General features: G+C 42.1%; 20 protein-coding genes. 13 read left to right on the top strand and 7 right to left on the bottom strand.

Annotated features, from left to right (window positions below; genetic code table 11):
- Positions 1 to 63 precede the first annotated feature (63 nt).
- Entirely contained in the window at positions 64 to 2307 is a 2244-nt protein-coding gene (locus AMD27_RS02295) for a PhoX family protein (protein WP_067655793.1), read from the top strand.
- 43 nt (positions 2308 to 2350) lie between these two features.
- Here AMD27_RS02295 and AMD27_RS02290 read toward each other — a convergent pair whose 3' ends face one another.
- Positions 2351 to 3130, bottom strand: a complete 780-nt coding sequence (locus AMD27_RS02290) for an NRDE family protein (protein WP_067655790.1) — start codon at positions 3128 to 3130, stop codon at positions 2351 to 2353.
- 93 nt (positions 3131 to 3223) lie between these two features.
- Between AMD27_RS02290 and lgt the strand changes: the two genes are divergently transcribed.
- Entirely contained in the window at positions 3224 to 4033 is an 810-nt protein-coding gene (gene lgt / locus AMD27_RS02285; protein ID WP_067655787.1) for a prolipoprotein diacylglyceryl transferase, read from the top strand.
- A 60-nt stretch (positions 4034 to 4093) separates the two neighbouring features.
- On the opposite strand, the gene AMD27_RS02280 is transcribed toward lgt, so the two are convergent.
- Positions 4094 to 4924, bottom strand: coding sequence for a YwqG family protein (locus AMD27_RS02280; protein ID WP_067655784.1), 831 nt, complete (start codon positions 4922 to 4924; stop codon positions 4094 to 4096).
- A gap of 99 nt (positions 4925 to 5023) precedes the next feature.
- Between AMD27_RS02280 and AMD27_RS02275 the strand changes: the two genes are divergently transcribed.
- The 7 genes from AMD27_RS02275 (at position 5024) to msrA (ending at position 9700) form a co-directional block, all read left to right on the top strand.
- Positions 5024 to 5404, top strand: a complete 381-nt coding sequence (locus AMD27_RS02275) for a hypothetical protein (protein WP_067662701.1) — start codon at positions 5024 to 5026, stop codon at positions 5402 to 5404.
- Between the two features lie 3 nt (positions 5405 to 5407).
- The gene (locus tag AMD27_RS02270) at positions 5408 to 5788 is read left to right on the top strand and encodes a hypothetical protein (protein ID WP_067655780.1); all 381 of its coding nucleotides are present in this window, start codon (positions 5408 to 5410) and stop codon (positions 5786 to 5788) included.
- Between the two features lie 145 nt (positions 5789 to 5933).
- Complete coding sequence (gene thyA, locus AMD27_RS02265) at positions 5934 to 6776, top strand: thymidylate synthase (RefSeq protein WP_067655777.1); 843 nt, start codon at positions 5934 to 5936, stop codon at positions 6774 to 6776.
- A gap of 124 nt (positions 6777 to 6900) precedes the next feature.
- Entirely contained in the window at positions 6901 to 7413 is a 513-nt protein-coding gene (locus AMD27_RS02260) for a dihydrofolate reductase (protein ID WP_067655773.1), read from the top strand.
- Between the two features lie 29 nt (positions 7414 to 7442).
- A complete protein-coding gene (locus tag AMD27_RS02255; protein ID WP_067655770.1) occupies positions 7443 to 8513 on the top strand; it encodes a DUF4105 domain-containing protein in 1071 nt (356 codons plus the stop codon).
- 106 nt (positions 8514 to 8619) lie between these two features.
- Positions 8620 to 9075 carry an META domain-containing protein gene (locus tag AMD27_RS02250; protein WP_067655767.1) on the top strand — a complete coding sequence of 152 codons (456 nt, stop codon included), beginning with the start codon at positions 8620 to 8622 and terminating at the stop codon, positions 9073 to 9075.
- Between the two features lie 100 nt (positions 9076 to 9175).
- Positions 9176 to 9700 carry a peptide-methionine (S)-S-oxide reductase MsrA gene (gene msrA, locus AMD27_RS02245; protein ID WP_067655764.1) on the top strand — a complete coding sequence of 175 codons (525 nt, stop codon included), beginning with the start codon at positions 9176 to 9178 and terminating at the stop codon, positions 9698 to 9700.
- A gap of 94 nt (positions 9701 to 9794) precedes the next feature.
- Here msrA and AMD27_RS02240 read toward each other — a convergent pair whose 3' ends face one another.
- The 5 genes from AMD27_RS02240 to AMD27_RS02220 all read right to left on the bottom strand — a co-directional run bounded on the left by AMD27_RS02240 (position 9795) and on the right by AMD27_RS02220 (position 13516).
- Positions 9795 to 10199 carry an ExbD/TolR family protein gene (locus AMD27_RS02240; protein ID WP_067655761.1) on the bottom strand — a complete coding sequence of 135 codons (405 nt, stop codon included), beginning with the start codon at positions 10197 to 10199 and terminating at the stop codon, positions 9795 to 9797.
- Positions 10199 to 10822 (bottom strand): MotA/TolQ/ExbB proton channel family protein, encoded by a 624-nt coding sequence (locus AMD27_RS02235; protein ID WP_067655758.1) that lies wholly within the window; start codon positions 10820 to 10822, stop codon positions 10199 to 10201. Before AMD27_RS02235 ends, AMD27_RS02240 begins: the two co-directional genes overlap by 1 nt.
- Before the next feature lie 20 nt (positions 10823 to 10842).
- The gene (locus AMD27_RS02230; protein WP_067655755.1) at positions 10843 to 11664 is read right to left on the bottom strand and encodes an energy transducer TonB; all 822 of its coding nucleotides are present in this window, start codon (positions 11662 to 11664) and stop codon (positions 10843 to 10845) included.
- Positions 11665 to 11868: 204 nt separating this feature from the next.
- Complete coding sequence (gene purU, locus AMD27_RS02225; RefSeq protein ID WP_067655752.1) at positions 11869 to 12735, bottom strand: formyltetrahydrofolate deformylase; 867 nt, start codon at positions 12733 to 12735, stop codon at positions 11869 to 11871.
- Positions 12736 to 12823: 88 nt separating this feature from the next.
- On the bottom strand, positions 12824 to 13516 hold the full coding sequence (locus tag AMD27_RS02220; protein ID WP_067662698.1) for a TetR/AcrR family transcriptional regulator: 693 nt from the start codon (positions 13514 to 13516) through the stop codon (positions 12824 to 12826).
- 120 nt (positions 13517 to 13636) lie between these two features.
- On the opposite strand from AMD27_RS02220, the gene AMD27_RS02215 reads away from it, so the two are divergent.
- The 4 genes from AMD27_RS02215 to AMD27_RS02200 all read left to right on the top strand — a co-directional run bounded on the left by AMD27_RS02215 (position 13637) and on the right by AMD27_RS02200 (position 17553).
- Positions 13637 to 15085 (top strand): coniferyl aldehyde dehydrogenase, encoded by a 1449-nt coding sequence (locus AMD27_RS02215; RefSeq protein WP_067655749.1) that lies wholly within the window; start codon positions 13637 to 13639, stop codon positions 15083 to 15085.
- Positions 15086 to 15249: 164 nt separating this feature from the next.
- Positions 15250 to 15486, top strand: coding sequence for a 50S ribosomal protein L28 (rpmB, locus tag AMD27_RS02210; RefSeq protein WP_067655746.1), 237 nt, complete (start codon positions 15250 to 15252; stop codon positions 15484 to 15486).
- 12 nt (positions 15487 to 15498) lie between these two features.
- Positions 15499 to 15654 carry a 50S ribosomal protein L33 gene (gene rpmG, locus AMD27_RS02205; RefSeq protein ID WP_001205031.1) on the top strand — a complete coding sequence of 52 codons (156 nt, stop codon included), beginning with the start codon at positions 15499 to 15501 and terminating at the stop codon, positions 15652 to 15654.
- Positions 15655 to 15834: 180 nt separating this feature from the next.
- Entirely contained in the window at positions 15835 to 17553 is a 1719-nt protein-coding gene (locus AMD27_RS02200; RefSeq protein ID WP_067655743.1) for a cation:proton antiporter, read from the top strand.
- Positions 17554 to 17588 lie beyond the last annotated feature (35 nt).

Raw genomic sequence — 17588 nt, 5'->3', positions numbered from 1 at the left:
TCATAAACATCACTTAAGTTAGTAACAACTTTACACACTACCTAAAACCTGTGGACAATAAAAATGACTGACTTTACGCCATTCGATGATAACTACGATAGCAATACTTCAGGCAATCCAGAATTTACGGATTTACTTCAAAAAACCATTACACGACGTGATCTGATTACCAAAACAGCAGGTGGTGCAGTTGCGATCACGTTGGCCAGCACGTTGACAGGTTGTGGCGATGACGATGATTTTAATAACACAGCTCCACCTGTGAAGCCAGATGAAAATAAAACGCCAAGCTCACTCAAGTTCAAAACCGTTGATAAAAATAAACGTGACCAATTTACCGTGCCTGAAGGCTATGAAGCACGCATTCTATACGCACTGGGCGACCCCATTTCAGAAGGTCTAAGCGAATGGAATGAAAACCAAATTCCATCTGGCGCATCGTTTCTACGTCGTTCAGGTGAATGTCATGATGGCATGAGCTTTTTTGGGATGAGTAATAGCCGTTTTGATGCAAAGCAGTCTGCAACAGGTTTATTGGTGATGAACCATGAATATGTAGATGACAAAACAGTGCTACATCCTGCGATCAACACCATCAAAGCACCTGTACGCTCTGAAGATGAAGCACTTCGTGAAATTAACTGTCACGGCGTGTCAATTATTGAAATCCATAAAAACAATATGACCCAGCTCTTGAGCCTGAATAAAAGCTCTGTTTTCAACCGCCGTATTACCGCTGCATCGCGTATTAATTTTGCTGGACCTGTCAAAGGCAATGTGTTGGTACAAACCAAAATTAGCCCCAATGGTGACTTTACTCTAGGCACGATCAACAACTGCGGTAATGGCTACACGCCATGGGGCACTTATCTGACCACTGAGGAAAACTTTAACCAGTATTTCTCTCGTGATGATGCAAACCGCGATAGCAACAGCCTTGAATCTTTGGCACGCTACAAAATTCCATCTGCTAGTTCATATAACTGGCATACCGTACAAGCCACTGAAGTCTCGCGTACACCTGATATTCAAGGGATTCAAATTCAGGATATTTATGATCGCTGGTTAACCAAAGTCTCAGGTGCAAGTGCTGCAACAGATTTTCGTAACTCAAGCAATACCTTTGGTTGGATCGTGGAAATTGATCCGTTTGATAATCGTGAATATCCTGTGAAACGTACTGCTTTAGGACGTTTTGCGCATGAAGATTGCCGAGTCAGTCGTGCCATAGCAGGTCAGCCTTTGGCGTTTTATATGGGTGACGACTCGCAAGGCGAATACATTTATAAATTTATTTCAGATGCGAAATGGGATGCTAAAGACATTAACGCAGGCTACAAGGCTGGCGATAAGTATATGAACGCCGGCAAACTGTATGTCGCCAAGTTCAATTTTAATGATGCAACGCAAAAAAGCTCAGGTGAATGGATCGAGCTGAATATCAATAACCCACTGATTTCAGGCTACGCAAAGTATAAGTTTGCAGACCAAGCCGATGTTTTAGTCAATGCCCGTTTGGCTGGTGATGCTGTCGGCGCAACCAAGATGGACCGTCCAGAATGGGTGGCTGTGAATCCTAAAAATGGTGAAGTTTACGTCACCTTAACCAACAACTCACAGCGCGGAACGAATCACACCATTGATGCAGCCAACCCACGTCATTATGCAGACAATGACAAAGGTGGAATTGAAAAAGGCAACATTAACGGACACATCATTCGCTTCCGTGAAACAGGTGATACCGTTGCAGCGCTCAGCTTTGTTTGGGATATCTTCTTGTTTGGCGCAGAAGCAGATTCACTCCCGAATGTGAACTTGTCAGGTTTAAGCAACGCCAATGACTTTTCAAGCCCAGATGGCATGTGGTTCGATCCACGCGGTGTGCTTTGGATTCAAACCGATGATGGTGCTTATACCGACGAAACCAATTGCATGATGCTCGCAGCACTCCCAGGCGCGATTGGTGATGGTAAAGTGAATAGCGCTAAAGCAGGTGCATCAACTCAATTGACACCGACAGGTGCTGTGCTTGATGACAGTAAACTGCGTCGCTTCTTAACGGGTCCTGCGGGTTGTGAAATTACTGGGGTGACCATGACGCCAGATTACAAAGCGATCTTTGTTAACGTTCAGCATCCAGGTGGCGTGTGGCCATCCAATCATCCAAGTGCATTTAACCTAAGTAAAGGCATTAGTCCAAGCCGTCCACGCTCTGCAACCGTCGTGATTACCCGTGTCGATGGTGGAACCATTGCGGGTGAAGCGCTTGAAGAGCCTAAGAAAGAAGAGCCGAAGAAAACCGCATAATCGATTTTGAGTTTTAAAATGCCGACCTTTGTGTCGGCATTTTTTATTCTGTATTTACATTCATTTTTATGATCTTACCTTGATACTCACCCTGTTGAGTTTTCTCCAACCATTCAAAGTATTGATGCTTTAAACTGAGAAAATTCGAACACCGTGTGCCATAAACAGGACTTTGAATAAAGGTCGAGGACAACAATTCTTCCATTTCAATCGCAATACCCGTTTCTGGCAAAAGGGTTGGAATAATTTTTCGTTCATCTTCTAAGATGTCCCAAACCGCATATTCAATATCCCTTTGCGGTGTGTCATGATGTTGCAGCATCGGCAGAAACTCTTGGGTGAAGCGCTTACGTAAATGTCTGGTTTTTTCCCAATCATCGCTCATTAAGCCATTAGATACGACATAAACCCCTCTAGGCAAAACTTGCGGCGCTTCACCGCGATTACTCATATACACGGCTTGTGTTTGATCGCCCAAGAATAGATTAAAGCCTGCATAATCACATTGCACTTTTTCAATCTGTTTGGCAAAGCGAATGGGAGTTGCATCTGACTCTAGAAAGGCTTGAATCAGATGTCCACGAGACGTTGGATAAAGAGCTTTATGCCCACCTTCTCTAAAGTTGGTCACAACTGCCCATCGACCTTTTGGGGTTATGCCCATCCAGGTACCACCTGAATGTAAATCTTGCCCTGCAATAATTGAGCTATCTGGCCATGCATGAATGGTCGATGCGGGGCGATGATAGAACTCATCCCGATTCGAAATCATACACAGTGGTCTGTTTTCCAGTACTTGCCATGCGATTGCGACAATACACATTGTTCTGCCCTTTTAACTTTACACACTGAATGTACAACATTTTTTAAAGGTTTCAGCTAAAATCTGTGCAAAACAGAATATCAAGGAACAGGAATGCTGACCTACCCATCCATTGACCCCGTTGCGATATCGCTGGGTCCATTACAAGTCCATTGGTATGGGCTGATGTATTTGCTTGCCTTTTTATTCGCTTGGGGGCTTGCAAACTATCGGGCTAAACAGCGCGGTTGGACACCCGATATGGTCTCTGACCTCATCTTTTATGGTGCTTTAGGTGTGGTCTTGGGTGGTCGTGTCGGCTACGTATTTTTCTATGGATTTGAGCAGTTTTTGGCAAATCCACTGTGGCTGTTCCAAGTCTGGACAGGCGGCATGAGCTTCCACGGCGGATTCTTGGGTGTCATTCTGGCGATGCTGTTATGGTGCAAGAAATACAAAATGACATGGTTCCAAACCCTAGACTTTATTGCACCCTGTGTGCCAACAGGTCTGATGTTTGGTCGTATAGGTAACTTTATTGGCGGTGAGCTGTATGGTCGCCAAGTCTCTGATCCAAATTTTGCATTCGGGATGATTTTCCCCACAGACCCATTACAACTGGTTCGCCATCCCTCACAGCTGTATCAAGCGCTGTGTGAAGGTTTGATTTTATTCATTGTACTATGGTGGTTCAGCTCAAAACCTCGTCCACGTATGGCAGTATCTGCGCTGTTTCTGATCGGTTATGGTTTAGCTCGCTTTATCGTTGAATTCTTCCGTGAACCAGACAATGGTCAATTGTTTATTGCATGGATGAGCAAAGGTCAATTCCTGAGTCTACCCATGATTTTGATTGGTCTATGGATGATGTGGTATGCCTACCAAAAGAAAATTTATGACTGGGGTCCACAAAAGAATACTTGATAGCTAAAAATAGATTAAATAACTAAAAGCGAATATTGAATTAAATATTCGCTTTTTTATTCAATGACAGGCCCATAGGAAAACGACTTTAGAGAAATCTTTTTGCTTTAAATCTCTTGGGTGGATATACCATTGCGCAATACCGTTATCACACCACTCTAAGCCTTCATCAATATCTAACTGCATGAGCAATAGATAATCTTTAATTCCAAACTCAATTCGATTATCAGTGGAATGTAAATAATTTGCATATCCCCCTATTCTATGACCACCTTCTAATTGGAATTCTTCAGTGTAAGGTTTTTCATAATAATGATAGGCATGTAAGAGATCATCATCTTCCCAACTTTCAGCAACTTCATTGCGATTAAAAAGTAACGGCGCAAATCGATAATCAAAAAAAGTGATGTATTGTTGAACCTCTTTAAAAACCAGTCCACTTGCTCCAACCCATAATTCCTCTTCATCTTCAGGAATTTCAGAAAGCTGTTTTAATGTTTCACGATTTTTTAATAATTTTTCATTTTCGTCCACATCTGGAAAATATAGCACACGATGGTTTAATTGTAGTCTATCCAGACTTTCATCCATTCCCAAATCCCACTCTTTCATATTGAGATAAAACTGTAAAATTCCTTTTGCAGGAAAATTCTCTAAATGAGGAAAGTCCGAAAAATTGATCTGTGCCAAAAATTGTAAAGGCTCATTGGTCATCTTAGAACACGGATATTCAAAGTTTAAAGGTAAATATGGATATGCTCCTAAATTACTTTGCCATAAATAAATATGACTTTTTTCTTCACGATCAAACTCGATGCAAGTTTTTAAGGTTGATTCTATTTCCTTTAAAAATGGTGAAAACTGTGTAGGTAATTTTTCTATTTTTGACATTGTTATTATCCTTCTATAACTCTATATAGAAATAACTAAAGCTTATATTTGATCTTAATTAAACTATACTTATATAAACTTTTTTTTAAAAAAATATCTATGCTCGAATTTTGGTTTGACCCACGTGTTGCAACCCTACATAAATTCTTATTTTTTATCCTTCTCGCAGTCATCGCTGCGGTACTGTATTGGATGGATCCTTTACCGCTTCAAGCGATTTTAATGTTCGTGGGTACAGGGCTGATTTTCCTGATTTGTCGCTATTGCAAAATCCATTTTGCAGCCAAAAATCCCACCGGACTCTTGTATCGTGTATTGATTTGGATTCCCATTGCGCTATTACTCAGTCTCATTTTCATGCATATGAAAGACGGTGAAATATTACTCCCAGGCGCACAAGGGTTGGCCTTTATGGCATTGGCGATTTGTCTTTTTTCACCGTTGTCGCTGCTTAATCAAAATCAAAGTGAAAACACATAAGCCATGTTTAATTTTTGGTATTCTGAGCGTTGTACACGACCGATTAAACTCAGTGTCATAATTGGCACCTGTGTGGTGATTTTAACTGCATCTCAGTCATTACAACTCAGCACAACATTTACAGGATTCAGTTTAGCTTTAGGAGTTTTGCTACATTTTATTCGCGCGTGGTCACTGCAAATTAGACAAAACCACCCTGATAAAAAACACTTTCAACGACTCTTTTGGGGCACTCCGATTGTGGGAATATTGCTGTTAAGTCTGAGTTTAGCCGCAACAGATCTGATTTCGTTTTTGGTATTATGGGTGCAGTTACTGGGTTTTGTACTGATTGGTTTTTTCTTGGTTTCAACCGTAGAACATAGAGCAAAACGCAATGCTTAAAGTTTCTATTTGACCTAAGAGACTTAAAAAACAATGCCCAATCAGGTACACTGCTGAGTTAGACCAAACCCTCATCTGGAAGTCTTCAGTCGACTTTTTCAGGTCATTGAAACTTTATAGATTGTGCTACTTTTTTAGGAATTTTATGAAAGCGTATTTAGACCTATTACAACACATCCTAGACAACGGCGGCGATAAAGGCGACCGTACGGGTACAGGAACACGTTCAGTATTCGGTCATCAAATGCGCTTTGATCTGTCCAAAGGTTTTCCTTTATTGACCACCAAAAAAGTACACTTTCGTTCGATTGTGATTGAACTATTGTGGTTTTTAAAAGGTGATACCAATGTTCAGTATTTAAAAGACAATACGGTTCGCATTTGGGATGAATGGTCAACCGCAGAACAAACTGCACGTTTTGGTCGTCCTGAAGGTGAACTTGGCCCGATTTATGGTCATCAATGGCGTAATTTTGGCGCGACTAAAAAAGCAGATGGCTTGTATGAAAACGATGGCTTTGACCAAATTCAGTGGTTGATTAACGAGATCAAAACCAATCCTAACTCGCGCCGTTTAATCGTGTCGGGTTGGAATCCCAATGAAGCGGGTCAAGTGGCGCTACCACCGTGCCATACGCTGTTCCAGTTTTTTGTCCAAAATGGTAAATTGTCTTGTCAGCTCTATCAGCGCAGTGCTGATGTATTCTTGGGTGTGCCGTTTAACATTGCCAGCTATGCGTTATTGACGCATATGATCGCGCAAGTGTGTGACCTTGAAGTGGGCGATTTCGTCTGGACAGGGGGTGATACGCATCTGTATGCCAATCATTTTGAACAAGCAAAGTTACAATTGAGCCGTGAACCACTTGAACTGTGTCAGTTAAAACTGAATCCTGACATTAAAGACCTGTTTGCCTTTAAATTTGAAGACATTGAAATTGTCGGTTATGAGTCACATCCAGGCATTAAAGCACCTGTTGCGGTTTAATATCAATTACCCTCTAAAATCCCCCAATATTGGGGGATTTTAGAGCATTGCCTAGGATCATGGTTTGCGCTTTCACTACAATGATACTGAGTGCATTCAACGATATAAAGATATTGAGAAGATTATGGCATTTCAAAATTTAGAAGTGGTTCACGTGGTTGCGATGGATCAAAAGCACTGCATTGGTAAAGGCAATGACTTACCTTGGCACATTTCTGCTGACTTAAAGCATTTTAAAGACATCACCCAAGGCGGTGTAGTGCTGATGGGGCGTAAGACCTTAGAGTCGATGGGACGAACCCTACCCAAACGTGTGAACTGGGTGATTACCCGTGATACAGACTGGCATTTTGATGGAACCAAAGTCGCATACAGTATTGAAGATGCATTGACTCAAGCGGTTGCTGATGTTCAAGCCTCAGAAAAACCCTCCACATTGTTTATTATTGGTGGTGGTGAAATTTTCAAACAAACCTTGTCGATTGCAGATCGTTTAGAGCTAACCCATGTAGAACTCGATGTTCAAGGCGACGCACACTATCCAGATATTCCTGCTGAGTTTAAAAAGATCGCGTCTGAACAACATATCGACGACAAAACAGGGATTGCTTTTGAGTTCGCAACCTACCGAAAATAATCGATAATTTATACCTATAATGATCGAATATGCATAATATCGGCAACCGAGAGTTTTTCAGTGCGCTTGGCATGGGCGCACTGCATTTTGTATTTAGCATCTTCGTGGTTTTCTCCTCAATTTGGCTCTGCTTTGCACTTTGGATTCAGGAACCTTTCGGATGGCTGGTCAGTCGAGTGCTGATTGGGACATGGATTGCCTTCGCTTTAAGTATTTTGGGCATCTATGCCACTCAACATTTTTTTAGTCGTACTAAAGACGTTATTGTATATATTGTGATTTTCATCTTAAGTCTGGCTTGGTATTTCGGCTTAGAAGCCAAACAAGATCGAGAGTGGAGTCCAGAAGTCGCACGTATTTTAAATTACCAGCGACAAGGCGACATCGTTACGCTCAACAATGTCCGCAACTTTAATTGGCACAGCAATGGTACCTTTGATGAACGCTGGGAAAGTAGAATCTATGATTTAAATCAAATCACGGGCATCAATATTATTACGTCCTACTGGATGGGACCTCAGATTGCGCATACTTTGGTCAGCTTTGACTTTGCTAATACCAAACCTTTAACCTTCTCTATCGAAATTCGTAAAGAAAAAACCGAAGAATTCTCTGCCATTGGTGGCTTCTTTCGCAAGTACGAAGTCAGTTTAGTGGCTTCTGATGAAAAAGATATCGTATATACGCGCAGTAATATTCGAAATGAACAAGTGTATTTCTTTCCTGTCAATATGCCTCAAGCAGAGATGAAAGCCCTGTTTGAACAGTATCTACATAAAGCAGATGAATTAAACCAACAAGCAAAATGGTATAACACGCTGACCACCAACTGCACGACCTTGGTGTTTGATATGGTTCAAGCGGTGTCGAATAAAGAACTGCCGACAGATTATCGCTTATTGGCATCAGGATATTTGCCTAACTATTTATATGATCTGGGTGCAATCAATCAACACTGGGATATGAAAACTTGGTATCAACGCGCACATGTCAATCCAAGAGCCTTAGAATATAATGACTTTGATCATCAAAGCAGTTTAAATTATTCGGAAGTGCTTCGTTTGGGACTGCCTCAGAGCAATCCCGCTTTAGCGCCTTAAAACGCAGCTTAAAAAATGCAGCAAGATACACAGTTAATCTGGTGATTTTGCTATTTTTTTGCTTATATTAAGCAGACAACTAAACCAAATGGTTTGAGGGGATATTATGTTAAAAAAGTTACTCATTGTCGCTGCATTAAGTTCAACATTGGCATTCACAGGCTGTACAACCATGCAGAGCTCAGCGCAACAAGCAGAGAATCTGGCTTTATTGCAAAATAAGACTTGGATTTTGACGCATATTGGCACGGTAGAATACAAAACTGACCCAACAGCCCACAATGTACCCAGCATTCAGTTTGATGCAGCGACACAACGTGTAAGTGGTGCAGATGGCTGTAATCGTGTTATGGGTACATATAGCGTAGAAGGTCATCAACTGAATTTATCGCAGTTGGCGGGTACGCGTATGATGTGCCAAAATACCATGGAGCTTGCAGACAAATATAACCAAGCTTTGGCGAAAGTTGCAGGTTATCAAGTCTATGCGAAAACCTTAAGACTCTTAGACCGTCAAGGCAATCCAGTTCTACAATACGAGTCTACAATTCAACCGCGCTAAACGGATAGATTACAGCCTGTTCAATGCAGGCTGTAATCTTTGATTTAGGGAGAACGTGTCCCCATATATCAAACATAGATTGATTACATAGGATAAGACGATGCAACAAGCATTATTGGGTGGCGGTTGTTTCTGGTGTATAGAAGCAGTTTTTCTTCAGTTAAAAGGCGTGCACAAAGTCGTCAGTGGCTACGCAGGTGGTCATACCGTCAATCCGACTTATGAAGAAGTCTGCACAGGTGAAACCAATCACGCTGAAGTGATTCAGATTGACTATGATGAGTCGCAAATCTCTTATACACAATTACTCAATGTTTTCTTTGCACTGCATGATCCAACCACCTTGAACCGCCAAGGAAATGATGTCGGTACGCAGTACCGCTCTGTGGTGTTTTACTACAATGAAGACCAGCAGCGACAAACTCATGAAGTCATTGAATCGCTTAAAGCAATGGATTTAGACATTGTGACTGAAGTTAGCCCTGCCCCGACTTTCTATGCGGCTGAAGAGCATCACCAAAACTTCTTTGAAAAGAATCCAGGTCAAGGTTACTGTAACTTCTCCATTCCACCCAAACTCATGAAATTACGTAGCAAATTCCAAGATTTAATGAAATCCGAATAAGATTATTTTTTAGTTTTTGAGATCATCTTAAAAATTGAGTTCAAAAAAGCGACCTGATAATTTACATCGTCAGGTCGCTTTTTAAATATTCAGATTAATTATCCGTTGCAAAAGCAATATCGGAAAGCCCGGCTTCGCTTGCACGAGACATGACTTGTGCAACCGTGTCATAACGTGAATCTTTATCTGCTTTTAGAATAATCGTCGGTTGCTGTGCAGCTTGACCTGCGGTATCAAATCGCTTCTGTAATTCCTCAATCGTGATGATTTCAGCATCCCATGCCACTTCGCCTTGAGCATTAATGCTCACTTGAATTGACTCAGGGGGCGGATCAATAATATCCACCGTAGTTTTTGGTAAACTTAATGGAATTGATGGGTTTGCAACGGTTGCTGTCACCAAAAAGATGATCATCAATACCAACATAATGTCGATTAACGGGATGAGGTTCATCTCCGTCATGCCTGTTTCGTTGTCTTCACCCAATTGAAAAGCCATTAAACTTGACCTCCCACTAAACCGTCTTGTGTACTTTTCACTTCAGCTTTTTGCAATGACGAATCCTGCTGTAACATGGTATCAATCAACAAGCTATGCGCATGATCTTGTAATTCGTTGCTTAAAGTACGGTTAAAACGTACACAAATGTTGTATGCAATCACCGCAGGAATCGCAACCGCAAGACCAATACCAGTCATAATCAATGCTTCACCTACAGGGGTGGCAACTTGAGCAAGACCGGCTTGACCGCTTTTACCAACGGCAACTAATGCGTGGAAAATACCCCATACTGTACCGAACAAGCCAACAAATGGCGCAAGAGATGCAATGGTACCCAATACAGCAATGCCTTTCTCAGCAGAGGCTTTTTCGACTGAAATTTGACGCAATAATGCTTGTTCTGCCACTGCTTTACGCTGATCAAAACCCAGTGGCGCAAATTTAGCTTTCAAACTGTTTAATGCTTTCGAAAGTTGAGCATAAGCGTGTTCTTTCAGCTGACGTGTTCCCATCAGACGTAAAACGACGATGGTCCATGTCGCAATGGACATTGCCAACAACACGAAATACAGCGTTTTACTGACTGCATCTGCATGTTGCCAATACACTGAAAAGTTCATACTCGAACTCCTAATAATGGTTAGCCGTTAGAATTTAATTTTAATTCGAAGGGTTGCTCAGCCTTAAACGGATAAGCCACACCATTCTCCTTATAGGGTTTAAATTTTGCATTTTGTACCGAGCGAACAATTTTCTGATCCAATGCAGGAACCCCACTGGATTTGGTCACTCGAACATTGGTTACACGACCGCTTGTATCTGCTTCTATAGCCACCACAATGACACGGTCTGAACCTTGTAAATCTTTATTTGTATATGATGGTTTTGGTGAACGTACCCACGAAATTTGACCTTGACTCAAGGTTCTTGGGGTATTTCTTGCGGCTTGCTCACGCGCTAAACGATCACGTTCCGCTTGAGCCTGCTCTTGAGCTTTACGCTCGCGTTCCGCTTGATCTCTTTGTGATTGTTCGCGCTTTTGTTGCTCTAAACGTTCTTGATTTTGGCGTTGTTGCTCTAAACGCTCTTGCTCTTTTTTCAATTCTTCTTTGCGATCATCCACCACAATTGGCTTGGTCGCTTCAACTTTAGGTTTCGGCTTTTCCGCAATCACCTTGGGTTTGACTACAGGTTGAGGCTTTACCATTTTAGGTTCAGGTTTCGGCTGAACTTTTGGTTTTACTGGTTCTGCTGGAGGTGGCGGAGGGGGTGCATCTTCTTTAATTTGAACAAAACGTACCTTGATTGGATCTTTCTCAATTTTTTTGAGTTCTGGTGTCTTCATATGGCTCACCGCAAACAACACAGCCACATGCCCAATCACCACCGCCATAAGCGCAGCCAAGACTTTCTTTTTCATTGGGTTTGGAATATGTGACATTGGAGCAGAAGATTGACTCATTAAATTTTTGGACCTAATACAAGTGTTGAACTCCCAAAATGGTGAATTCAATCGAACTTATCGGTTAGCGCAATTAAAGTACGCCAATAATAAATGAGAAGTGTTTTCATTTGCAACTATTAATTCCACCCTTTTATGAGTTTTTTGAATCCCCAATAAAAAAGGCATACTTTAAGTATGCCTTTTTCGGTTTGTATCAAATACTTATTGGAATACCACTGTTTTATTACCATCGACAATAATACGATCTTCCAAATGCCATTTTACTGCACGAGCAAGCACGTTACGTTCAACGTCTTGACCCAAATCACGCAGTTGATCCACGGTGAAGTCATGGTTCACACGCTCTACATCTTGCTCAATGATTGGACCTTGGTCCAAATCTGCCGTTACATAGTGTGCTGTTGCACCAATCAACTTCACGCCTTTCTCATGCGCTTGTTTGTAAGGGTTTGCACCTACAAAAGCGGGCAAGAATGAATGGTGAATATTGATCACTTTCATTTCCCACTTGGCTACAAATTCTTCATCCAGAATTTGCATATAACGTGCAAGTACCAATAAATCATTGCCTTGCATCAGCTCATCAATGGTTGCATACGCTTCACGTTTGTTGTCTTTATTGACAGGAACAACTTCAAAAGGAATACCAAAGTTTTCAACTGACTCACGTAAAGCGTCATGGTTCGATACCACTTTGGTGATTTCACACGGCAAACCGCCACGCGCATGACGCCATAACAGCTCAAGCAAAGCATGATCAACTTTAGACACCAAAATACCGACTTTTTTCACATCAGCAACCAACGCCAAACGCCATTGCATTTCGTAGCGCTCAGCCACATTCGATGCGAACGTCTGTAAAATGTTTTCTTTACGACTTTGAAGATTATCTAACTCAAACTCAACACGCATAAAATAACGTCCGCCTTGAGCTTCTGTTGCATATTGATCAAGCGCAGTAATATTTGCCCCTTGATGATACAAAAAGCTCGATACAGCTTGCACGATGCCTGGCTTGTCTTCACAAGTAATCAGTAAACGTGCTGTGTTGGCAGTGGTCATATTCATGATGATTTATATCACTTAACAGTTAAATTGAAAAACAGCCGCGTATTCTAACGCTTTTTCACGGGCTTTCAAATTTTCTTTAATCAAATTAGTCGCGCTTATCTGCAGATAAACTGGCAAACAATTCAGAAGGTCCTAATGTCTCGAGCAAGCGCTCATAAGTTTGACGACTCTCGCCACGTAAATACGGCCCTTCCAAAAACACCATTTGACGTAGCGCTTGCCAGACCCATTTTTCATCTAAATGATTGGAGTCTTTTAAATGACCCGACATATACAGGAAGTTGGTCCAATTGGTCAGCACAATCCACAGGTTAATAATCAAGGCTTCAATTTCAGATGCGGTCATTTGCATCAGCCCAGCATCAACAAAGGCTTGATAAATCTTTTGACCCTGCTGCATCACTTTGCCAGCAAAGCGTGGATAAATCTTTCTAAAATCGTCATTGTTTTCAATTAAGTGATAAACATCGCGGTGCAAAAAGCGGTATTCCCACATTTGACTGCTTAAAACTTGAAAATAACGAACTTTATCATTCGCATTGACCGCACGGTCATCGGGTAAAGCCAGTAACTCAAGCGTGGCTTGTTGGTACTGCTCCATCAATTCTTTAATGATTTCTTGCTTATTGCGAAAGTGGTAATACAGGTTGCCCGGACTAATGCTCATCTCCGCAGCAATATGATTGGTGGTCACTGTACGCTCGCCGCGCTCATTAAAAAGTTGCAAACTAATCTGCAAAATCCTGTCTTTCGTTTTCAATGTTTTAGAGCTCGACATCCGCATACCAATTTTGACCATTTATACCGTTAGCAAACGCTAACACAAAAGTGACTTGACTTTTAGAGTAATTACTCTAAAAATGAAAATACATTAACCCTTACATTAGTGGTACTGGTCATGAACAGTCAAACAAAAACAAATCTTATGAAGACTGAAGCATCTGAAGTTCAACGCATCCATGACCTTCTTTCCCTACAGAAAGAAGCGTATCGACGTTATCCGCTGCCTACAGCACAACAACGCATTGAACGCTTGGCTCGTTTGAAAAAAGTATTGGTCAAATACCAAGACCAAATTGCAGAAGCCATTAACCAAGATTATGGTAATCGTTCAATTTCAGAAACCAAAATTGGTGAATTGCTGACGTGTTTAGAGCAGATCAAATATTATAGCAAGCATTTAACCCAGTGGATGAAACCATCGAAACGTCATATTGGGATTTTGCATCAACCAGCTAAAGCTTGGGTGCAATATCAACCGATGGGCGTGATTGGTATTATTGCGCCGTGGAACTACCCTTTACTACTGGCACTGAGTCCACTGATCTGCGCATTGGCTGCGGGTAACCATGCCATGATTAAAGTATCCAGTTCATCGCATCATTTTGGCTATGTCTTACAAAATGCCTTGTCTGAAGCCTTTCCTCAAGAATTGGTCGCTGTTGTGACGGGTGGTGGCGTCATCTCAGATACGTTTAGTCATTTGGCCTTCGATAAAATGGTTTTCACAGGATCGACCAATGTCGGTAAAACTGTCATGAAAGCCGCGGCTGAAAACCTAGTCCCTGTGATTTTAGAATTGGGTGGAAAATCACCTGTAGTGGTGCATCCGTCTATTGATTTAAATGTGGTGGCAGAGCGGGTTGCCTTTGGTAAGCTTTGGAATGCTGGCCAAACGTGTGTCGCGCCGGATTATTTGTATTTACCCCGTGGCAAAACTGCTGAGTTTATTCGCTGCTATAAAGCAGTAGTGAAAAGCATGTACCCAAGCCTCAAAGACAACCCAGATTACACCTCGATTATTAATGACAAGCAAAATCGCCGCTTACAAGGTTATTTAGACGATGCCTTAAAAAATGGTGCGCAAAGTGTCGAAATTAATCCACGTAATGAAGACTTAAGTTCGGTACGTAAGCTTGCTCCGACGATACTGACTGGGGTGACTGCTGATATGGAGATCATGAAAAATGAGATCTTCGGGCCGATCTTACCGATCTTAGAATATGATCAAATAGATGAAGTTATCGAGTTTATTAATGACCGACCCCGTCCTCTTGCATTATACTACTTCGACTTTAACGATGCGCGAGCTGAATATGTAGCTCAGCGCACTCATTCTGGACACTTTGGTCAAAATGCAGTTGTGACCCATGTCGCGCAAGATGACTTACCTTTTGGTGGTGTCGGCGCATCTGGAATGGGAAGATATCATGGGCCTGAAGGCTTCTTTAGTCTGTCTAATGAACGTTCGGTGATGTCTGTACCTAAGCTATTTAGCTTAAAATACATTCTGCCACCGTTTAATAGACCGATTCCAAGTCTGGTTAAGAAAGCCTTTCTTCGTTAAATGATCAAGGCATGATCTATCATACCTGATCACGTCGCATTTTTATCAATTCCGCTTGTCTTTTAAGCGGAATTTTGGTATAAAACGCCCCTTGAATGAATTCAATCCGTTTTTTTTGACTGGCCACACAGAATTGCTGTTGGCTAAATCAATGGAGTTACACCATGTCTAAGGTTTGCCAAGTTACCGGCAAGCGTCCAGTCGTTGGTAACAACGTCTCACACGCCAACAACAAAACTAAACGCCGGTTCCTGCCGAACCTGCATCACCACCGTTTCTGGTTAGAAAGCGAAAAACGTTTCGTACGTCTTCGTTTAACCACTAAGGGTATGCGTATTATCGACAAATTGGGTATCGAAAAGGTTGTTGCTGACCTACGTGCTCAAGGTCAAAAGATCTAAGGAGTCTGAACCATGCGTGATAAAATTCGCCTAGTTTCTTCTGCGGGTACAGGTTATTTCTATACCACGACTAAGAACAAACGTACTATGCCGGAAAAAATGGAAATCAAAAAATTTGATCCAAAAATCCGTCAACACGTGATTTTCAAAGAAGCTAAAATTAAATAATTTTAGATTTCTTAAAAAAGCGATCCTCTTTGGATCGTTTTTTTTCGCCTTTTTTTTGCTCGAGTTGTTAAACTCTATACGCGCTTTGGCACTGTTTGTGCTTATTTTGTACTGACTTAGGCTAGAAGCAGCTTATCCATTTATCTTCTATTCACTTGCCATAATTGAAGGGGGTTTTTAGTGCCACATGATGTAGATCTGATTATTTTGCTTGCGGTTGGTTTTGGTCTAGCCTTGGTGTTTGGCTATATCGCTGCTCGTTTACGTCTACCCCCCCTTGTTGGCTACCTTGTTGCCGGTATTGTTATTAGTCCAAAAACGCCGGGTATTGTTGCAGACCTCACGCTTGCCAACCAGTTGGCTGAACTTGGGGTGATGTTTCTCATGTTTGGCGTCGGGATGCATTTTTCACTCAAAGATTTGATGCAAGTTCGTCGCATTGCGATTCCCGGTGCAATTTTACAAATCACCGTGGCAACCTTGCTCGGTCTCGTCATTTCCATGACCTGGGGTTGGAGTTTTGGTTCCGCGTTGGTGTTTGGTCTCAGTCTGTCTTGTGCCAGCACTGTGGTGCTTTTAAAAGCATTGGGAGATCGTGGTCTACTCGACTCAGTGAACGGTAAAATCGCAGTCGGCTGGTTGCTGGTTGAAGACTTGGTCATGGTGCTTGCGCTGGTGCTATTGCCTGCAATGGCGGTACTTTTAGGCGGCAATGCATTAGAAGGTGCTGATCCTGACCAAAATATTTGGATGACGCTGGGCTTAACTTTATTAAAAGTCACCGGTTTTATTGCATTTATGCTGATCATTGGTAAACGCTTGGTGCCTAAGATCATGCAATTGGTCGTTCGTTTGGGCTCTAGAGAGCTGTTCACCTTAACGGTGGTTGCAGCAGCCATTTCCATTGCCTACGGCTCATACGCGATCTTTGGTGTATCTATGGCACTGGGTGCATTCTTCGCCGGTATGGTGGTCAAAGAGTCTGACTTTAGTCATCGCGCTGAAGAAGAAACGCTGCCTTTGCGTGAAGTTTTTTCGATCTTATTTTTCGTGTCAGTTGGCATGTTGTTTGACCCGAAAATCATCATTGAACAGCCTTTACATATTTTAGCGGTGATTGGCATCATCATGGTGGGTAAAACCTTGGCTGCTATGGCGCTGGTGTTATTTTTCCGCTACCCCCTCAACACTGCGCTAACGGTAGGCGCAAGTTTGGCACAAATTGGCGAGTTCTCGTTTATTTTAGCCACTTTAGGCTTATCAATCGGTTTACTGACCCTTGAAGCGCAGAACTTGATTTTAGCAGGGGCCCTGTTCTCCATTTCGCTGAACTCGCTGCTGTTCTCCGCAGTTGAACCGGTGCAAAAATGGATTCGTGAGCGATCACATTTGGCGCGGTTGCTTGAACGTAGCGGTGACCCACTTGCGATGCTCCCTGATGAAGTTTCTCAAGATTACTTACGGGATCAGGTGGTCATTGTTGGTCATGGTGAAGTCGGACGCCGTATTACTAAGACGCTCATGCAAGATGGCATTAAGGTAGTAATTGCAGAGGAAAATCGTGAAATTGTGGAAAATCTGCGTGAAAAAGGGATTGCCGCAGTGTCAGGTTCTGCCACCGAACCCGGTGTACTGATTCAAGCACATATTCAACATGCGCGTCTTTTGGTGATCTCACCGATGGATATTTTAGATATTCATAAGATCGTGGATACCGCTAAAATCTTGAATCCACAAATTCAAGTCTTGGTCTGTGCTGAAAATAAAGCTGAAGCGGATCTGATTCGTGCAGACCACCTAGGTGAAGTGTATCTTGCCAAGGAAGAGATGGCGAAAAATATGAGCAATTATATTTTGAATCAAATTGAAATTGCGCATCATCAGTCGCCTTCGCACTGATTGAGCACTCAGCTGCACATATAAAAAACCGCACG

The sequence above is a fragment of the Acinetobacter sp. TGL-Y2 genome (assembly GCF_001612555.1).
Classification (GTDB): domain Bacteria; phylum Pseudomonadota; class Gammaproteobacteria; order Pseudomonadales; family Moraxellaceae; genus Acinetobacter.
This window is presented reverse-complemented; position numbering and strand designations above follow the sequence as displayed.